5 protein-coding genes are annotated in these 6821 nt (G+C 70.4%); all 5 read left to right on the plus strand.

The window, feature by feature from the left end:
• The coding region (locus tag IBL25_RS23450) for a hypothetical protein (RefSeq protein WP_187780896.1) at positions 1-230 on the plus strand (230 nt) is incomplete at its 5' end.
• A gap of 148 nt (positions 231-378) precedes the next feature.
• Positions 379-1476, plus strand: a complete 1098-nt coding sequence (locus tag IBL25_RS23455; protein WP_187780897.1) for a TRAP transporter substrate-binding protein — start codon at positions 379-381, stop codon at positions 1474-1476.
• Positions 1477-1573: 97 nt separating this feature from the next.
• Positions 1574-2395: an undecaprenyl-diphosphate phosphatase gene (locus IBL25_RS23460; RefSeq protein WP_187780898.1), complete on the plus strand. Its 822-nt coding sequence runs from the start codon at positions 1574-1576 to the stop codon at positions 2393-2395.
• Between the two features lie 489 nt (positions 2396-2884).
• Positions 2885-4495 carry an ABC transporter substrate-binding protein gene (locus tag IBL25_RS23465; RefSeq protein WP_187780899.1) on the plus strand — a complete coding sequence of 537 codons (1611 nt, stop codon included), beginning with the start codon at positions 2885-2887 and terminating at the stop codon, positions 4493-4495.
• Positions 4496-4687: 192 nt separating this feature from the next.
• A complete protein-coding gene (locus IBL25_RS23470) occupies positions 4688-6751 on the plus strand; it encodes a methyl-accepting chemotaxis protein (RefSeq protein ID WP_187780900.1) in 2064 nt (687 codons plus the stop codon).
• Positions 6752-6821 lie beyond the last annotated feature (70 nt).

Genomic DNA, 6821 nt, shown 5'->3' on the forward strand with positions numbered 1-6821 from the left:
CGCATCCGGTGCTGCCCGCCCGCCATGCCGCGCCGGTGCAGTTGCAGCCCGGCCCGGCGCCGCTCCGCACCGTGCGGCAGGAAGGCGGCCTCGCGCCCCCCCTGCTGGCCTGGGCGGGCTCCCTGGCCCTGCTGGCCCTGGTCCTGGCCATCTTGGTGCTGCAGCGCGAGGCGGTGATGGCGGCCTGGCCGCCGGCGGCGCATCTCTTCCGCGCCCTGGGCCTGCACTAGCTCATATTCTTGCCCTGCGCCGAGGCTTCGCGCACGATCCGCACGCCATGCCGGGCTTCAGGGTCAGGATCATTGCCCAAAACCCTTCCGCGCCCGCACCGGATGCCCTAAACACCTGCGCGACAGCCTCCTGGGGGAGAGAATGCCCATGAACCGCCGTGCCCTGCTCGGCGCCGCCGCCACTGCCGCGCCGGCCGCCGCCCTGACCCTTGCCACGCCGGCCCTGGCGCAATCGGCCCCCGATGTGCGCTGGCGCCTGACCAGCTCCTTTCCGCGCAACCTGGACATCCTGATCGGCGCGCCGGAGACCATCGCGCGCCGCGTGGCGCAGCTGACGGACAACAAGTTCCAGATCCGCGTCTTCCCGGCGGGCGAGATCGTCGGCGCCGCCCAGGCGCTGGACGCGGTGCAGAACGGCACGGTCGAGTGCTGCCACACCGCGCCTTACTACTTCACGGGCAAGGATTTCACCTTCGCCTTCTACACGGCGGTGCCCTTCGGCCTGAACACGCGCATGTCCAATGCCTGGTACCGCCATGGCGGCGGGCGGGAACTGGCCGCGGAACTGTTCAAGGGCTACAACATCGTCAACTTCCCGGCCGGCGACACGGGCGCCCAGATGGGCGGCTGGTTCCGCAAGGAAATCAAGACCCTGGCCGATATCCAGGGCCTGAAGTTCCGCATCGCGGGCCTCGCGGGCGAGGTTTTCGCCAAGATGGGCGCGGTGCCGACCCAGGTGCCAGCCTCCGACATCTACCCGGCGCTGGAGCGTGGCTCGATCGACGCCGTGGAATTCGTCGGCCCCTATGACGACGAGAAGCTCGGCCTCAACCGCGTGGCGCCCTTCTACTACTTCCCCGGCTTCTGGGAGCCCGGCGCCAAGCTGCATTTCATGGCCAACCAGGCTGCCTTCGATGCCCTGCCCGCCACCTACAAGGCCGCGCTGGAAATGGCCTGCGCCGAGGCGGATGCCGAGATGATCGCGCGCTATGACGCCGGCAACCCCAATGCGCTGCGCCGGCTGATCGCCGCCGGCACCCAGCTCCGTCCCTGGCCGCGCGAGGTCATGGCCGCCGCCTGGAAGGCCACCCACGCGCTGTATGACGAAGCCAGCGACAAGAACCCGCTGTTCAAGAAGACCTGGGAATCCTACCGCAAGTTCCGCGACGACGAATACGCCTGGTTCCGCGTGGCCGAGAATTCCTACGATAACTTTGCCTTCACCGCGGCGCAGACGGTGAAGTAAGCGCCGCGCTTCCGCCGTCTTCACTGTATACCGAGGCCAGCCGGCACCCCGCCGGCTGGCCTTTTTTCGTCCCGCCGCACACAGGATGCCCGCGCGCATGGATGCCTACCTGCTGCTCTCCGCCCTGCTGATGGGCATCGTGGAGGGCCTGACCGAGTTCCTCCCCATCTCCTCCACCGGTCACCTGATCCTTCTCGCCGAGGCCATCGGCTTCGAGGGCCCGCCCGGCAAGACCTTCGAGATCAGCATTCAGCTCGGCGCCATCCTGGCTGTCATCTGGTTCTTCCGGCACCGGCTGGTGCGGATCGCCACCGGCATGTGGCAGCGCGGCTCGGCCGAATACTACACGGCGCTGAACCTGATCCTGGCCTTCCTGCCCGCCATGGTGCTCGGCGCCACCCTGCACGGCTACATCACCAAGCTGCTCTTCACGCCCCTGGTGGTGGCGCTGGCGCTGATCCTGGGCGGCATCGCCATCATCATCATCGAACGCGCCCGCCCCAACCCCACCATCCATTCCATCCCCGAGATCGGGCCGCTGGCGGCCGTGCTGGTCGGCCTCGGCCAGGCCCTGGCGATGATCCCGGGCACCAGCCGCTCTGGCGCCACCATCATCTCCGCCCTGCTGGTGGGGGTGGAACGCAAGGCGGCGGCCGAATTCTCCTTCCTGCTCGCCATCCCCACCATGATCGCGGCCACCGCCTTCAGCCTGTTCAAGGCACGGCATGAGCTGGATTTCTCCAGCTTCGGCGTCATCGCGCTCGGCTTCGTGGCGGCTTTCATCGTGGCGCTGATGGTGGTGCGCTGGCTGCTGGCCGTGATCAGCCGCATCGGCTTCACCCCCTTCGGCTGGTACCGCATCGCCCTGGGAGCGGTGATCCTGGTCTGGCTCGCCCTGCGCCCGGCGACCGGGGCCTGAAAAGCACTGGAGGGGGCGCCGCCCCTCCAGACCTCCCCGCTGGGGTGACAGTGTCACCCTAGACCCCGCCATCAGTTTTTCAGCTTATGGCATGGTGGTTGCGCCGGAGGTCCATGACCTCCGGCGACCGCGGCCTCAGCCCGCGTGGCTTTTTTCGATGTCTAACGCTGGCGTGACGCCTTGCCTTCGGACGTAGCTCCTGAAACTGCCAGCGGGGCCCGGGGTGGACTTTCCACCCCGGCGGGAGTGTCCAGAGAGGGCAGAGCCCTCTTTGGCCCCGGTGGCTGTCATCGCCCTCCCCCATGACGCATTGGCCTGAACCGGGCCGGGTGGCGGAGGATTCCGCGCACCCGCATCCTGCCATGGTGGTACCCCGGAAGCAGGAGGCCCGCAGCGGCCGATTGACAGCAAAATGGGACCCGTTCTTATGCTGGGCTGACGCTCGGGCCTGCCGGGCGTGGTGCCTTCCCTCCGGCCAGGACTGTCGTGATGCATGGCTTTCGCCCCACCCGTCGTTGGCTGACGCGCGCCACGCTGGGCGCCGCCGCCACCCTGCAGGCGCCGGGGTGGCTGGGGGCGGCGCTGGCGCAGGGTGCCGGCCAGGCGGGCGGTCGGCTTCGCGTTGGCATGGCCGCGCCCAACACCACGCTGGACCCGCATTTCCAGAGCAATGCGCCCAACAATGCCGTGGCCAGCCATATCTTCGACGCGCTGATCACCAATGACGCGCGCAGCCTGCCCCGGCCCGGGCTGGCGCAGGCCTGGAAGCTGCTGGACGAGACGCATTGGAAGTTCCAGCTGCGCGAGACGACCTTCAGCGACGGCACTGATTTCACCGCCGAGGATGCGATTGTCTCGCTGCAGCGGGCCAATGACATTCCCAGCACCGCCTCCTTCCGCACCTATACGCGCAGCATCAAGGCCATGACGGCCCTGTCGCCGCACAGCCTGCTGATCGAGACCCATGGGCCGGACCCGCTGCTGCTGAATTCGCTCGGCCGCCTGCGGGTCATCAGCGCGGATCACAAGGATGCGCCGACCACGGAATTCAACAACGGCAATGCCACCATCGGCACCGGCCCGCTGGTTCTGCAGGAATACGTGCCCGGCAGCCACCTGCACCTGACGCGCAACGATGCCTGGTGGGGCGGCCGGCTGCCCTGGAGCGAGGTGGTGCTGCGCCTGATCCCCGATGAAGGCGCGCGGCTGGCGGCGCTGCTGGCCGGCGAGCTGGATATCATCGAGGCCGTGCCCTTCCAGGGCGCGCAGCGGGTGAAGGAGAATCCCGGCTTCCACCTGATCCGCGGCATCTCCTCCCGCTTCGTGTATTTCGCCATGGACCAGCGGCGGGACAGCTCCCCCTTCATCACCGACCATGCCGGCAGGCCGCTCGACAGGAACCCGTTGAAGGACAGGCGGGTACGGCAGGCACTCTCCATGGCCCTCTCGCGCGAGGCGCTGGCCGCGCGGGTGATGGAGGGCGATGCGGTGGTGGCCAGCCAGTTCCTGCCGAAAGGTAGTGCCGGCACCTCAGACAAACTGGAAGTGGTGCCCCATGACCCCGACGCGGCCCGCGCGCTGCTGGCCGAGGCCGGCTACCCGGATGGCTTCGGCCTGACCATCCACGGCCCCAACGACCGCTATGTCAACGACGCCAGGATCGTGCAGGCGGCGGCGCAGATGCTGACCCGCATCGGCATCGCCGCGCGGGCCGAGGTGATGCCATGGTCGGTCTATTCCCGGCGTAATTCGGGCGCGGAATTCTCCATGTCCCTCTCCGCCTGGGGCGTGAACACGGGGGAGACCTCCAACCCGCTGAAGGCGCTGCTGGCCACCTATGACAAGAAGGCCGGCATGGGCGCCAGCAATTCCGGCCGCTACTCGAATCCGGACCTGGACGGCCTGTTGCAGCAGGCGCTGCGCAGCATGGACGAGGCGGCCCGCAATGCCCTGCTGGCCCAGGCCTGCGAACTCGCCTTCAACGACCATGCGCTGCTGCCGCTGCATCATGAGGTCTCGACCTGGGCGGCGAGGAAGGGCGTGACCTGCGAGGCGCGCGCGGACCAGTACACGCTGGCCAGCGGCATCAGCCGCGCCTGAGGGTTTCGGCGCGGGCCGGGGCCAGCATGGCGGCCTCGCATCATGACCTGGCGGCGTGCCTCGTGTTTCACATGAAAACACGGAATTCCCTTTCCGCGCCGGAAGACTCGCTGGCGCCATGAGGCACAAGGCAAAGCTTTCTTAAGCCGCGGGACGGATGGTCGCGCACGGGAACCACCGGGAATTGCCGCCATGCGCATCAGAACCTTCTTCCTCGCCTGCTTCTGCGGTGTCGCGGTACCCGGGGCGGCTGCCTCCCTCTGGCTTTCCGCCACCTCCTGGAACGCGTGGCAGGAAGCGCGGGAGGCCCGTGCCGCCACCCGCGCCGTCAGCGACGCGCAGCGGGCGCAGACCGCCATCGCGGCCGAGGTCGGCGCCTTCGCCTCGCTGCTGCGCATGGCGGAGCCGGATATCGAGAGCGCCCGCAAGGCCGCGCCGCAGACCGACCGGCTCTTGCAGGCCGCGGCGGCCAGCGCCCGCCAGGGCGGCTTCCAGGCCAGCCTGGCGGAGGATGCCCTGGCGCGCATTCCCCCCACCCGCCAGCGCGCGCTGGAGGAGATGGGCAAGCCCCTGGCGGCGCGGGACGCCAGCCTGCCCAATGTCACCCAGGCGCTGCGCAACGAGGCGGCCGATGCGCTGCGGCGCCTGGGCATGCAGGCGGCGCTGCGGGTCTTCGAGACCTCGCCCCGCGCCGCCCTGCTGGTGGAAGTGGCCAGCGCCACCATGGACTATCGCGATTTCATCGGCCGCCGCAGCGTCGGCGTCACGGCCTGGGTCAGCGGCCAGCCGGTGCAGCCGCCGGCCTATGACGAGATGCAGCAGCATACCGGCCGCATGGAACAGGCCTGGATCGGCGCCCAGCGGCTGATCGCCGCCATGCCGGACAGGCCCGGGCTGCAGGAGGCGCTGCGGCAGCAGAAGGGCGTGCAGGAGCAGAACGAGGCCCGCTGGCGCCAGATGCTGGCCACGGCGCGCACCGGCCTGGGTGGCGGGCCTGTGGCCTGGGGCACCACCGTGCCGGAATTCCGCCCCTGGTCGCTACGTTCCCAGGCCGAGATCCTCACCCTGCGCGACGCGGCGCTGGACGAGGCCATCGCGGTGACCGGGGAGGCCGCCGACAGCGCGCGGCTCCATCTGCTGGAGGCGGCGGTGCTGGCGCTGCTGGTGAGCGGGCTGGCGGCACTCTCCGTGACGCTGCTGCTGCGGCGGGTGGTGCAGCCGCTGCGGGCGCTGACCGGCAGCGTGACGCGCATCGCCGACGGGGAGCTGGACCTGCCGGTGCCGGGCCAGGGCCGGGCGGATGAGCTGGGCGCCATGGCCCAGGCGGTGGAGACTTTGCGCGCGGCCTCGGCCGAGCGGCGAGAGATGGCGCGGGCGCAGCAGGAAAGCCAGCGCGAGCAGATCGCCCGTGCCGGGCGGGTGGATGCGCTGCTGCGCGGCTTCGAGCAGGAAACGGCGGGCGCCCTGCGCGCCGTGGCCGCCGCCGCCAGCGAGATGGACGCCACCGCCGCCGGCATGGCGGAGATCGCGGCCTCCGGCAACACGCGGGCTTCCTCGGTGGCCAATGCCTCGCAGCAGGCCAGCGGCAATGTGCAGACCGTGGCGGCGGCGGCGGAGGAACTCTCCGCCTCCATCGCCGAGGTGGCGCGGCAGGTGCGCGAAGGCGCCGCGCGGGCGCAGCAGGCCTCGGAAGCCGCGCAGAACACCGACCGCACGGTGCGCGGGCTGTCGGAAGCGGCGGGGCGGATCGGCGACGTGGTGCAGCTCATCACCGGCATCGCCAGCCAGACCAACCTTCTGGCCCTGAACGCCACCATCGAGGCGGCGCGGGCCGGCGAAAGCGGCAAGGGCTTCGCCGTGGTGGCGGGCGAGGTGAAGTCGCTGGCCAGCCAGACCGCCCGTGCCACGGAGGAGATCGGCCAGCAGATCGCCGCCATGCAGGGGGAAACGGAGCGCACCGTGCAGGCGATCGGCGAGATCGCGCGCATGATCCGCGAGCTGAACGACGCCACCGGGCTGGTGGCCGAGGCTGCGGGCCAGCAGGCCGAGGCGACGCGGGAGATCGGCCATGCCGTGGCCCAGGCGGCGGCGGGAACGGAGGAAGCTTCCCGCCATGCCTCCGGCGTCAGCCAGGATGCCGAGCGCACCGGGCGCGCGGCGGGGGATGTGCGCAGCGCGGCGGGCGAGCTGGCGCGGCAGGCCGAGGGGCTGCGCGGCCAGATGGACCGCTTCCTGTCCAGCATCCGCGCCGCCTGAGGCGCGGCGGGGTGCCGCTAGCTTCTGCGGGCCTGGGTCGCCAGTTCCTGCAGGCAGGCGGCCTCGGTGC

This window comes from Pseudoroseomonas ludipueritiae, from assembly GCF_014490445.1.
Taxonomy (GTDB): domain Bacteria; phylum Pseudomonadota; class Alphaproteobacteria; order Acetobacterales; family Acetobacteraceae; genus Pseudoroseomonas; species Pseudoroseomonas ludipueritiae.

Coding starts and splice junctions, on each gene's coding strand:
- IBL25_RS23455 (WP_187780897.1), top strand. CDS start 379: ATGAACCGCCGTGCCCTGCTCGGCGCCGCCGCCACTGCCGCGCCGGCC.
- IBL25_RS23460 (WP_187780898.1), top strand. CDS start 1,574: ATGGATGCCTACCTGCTGCTCTCCGCCCTGCTGATGGGCATCGTGGAG.
- IBL25_RS23465 (WP_187780899.1), top strand. CDS start 2,885: ATGCATGGCTTTCGCCCCACCCGTCGTTGGCTGACGCGCGCCACGCTG.
- IBL25_RS23470 (WP_187780900.1), top strand. CDS start 4,688: ATGCGCATCAGAACCTTCTTCCTCGCCTGCTTCTGCGGTGTCGCGGTA.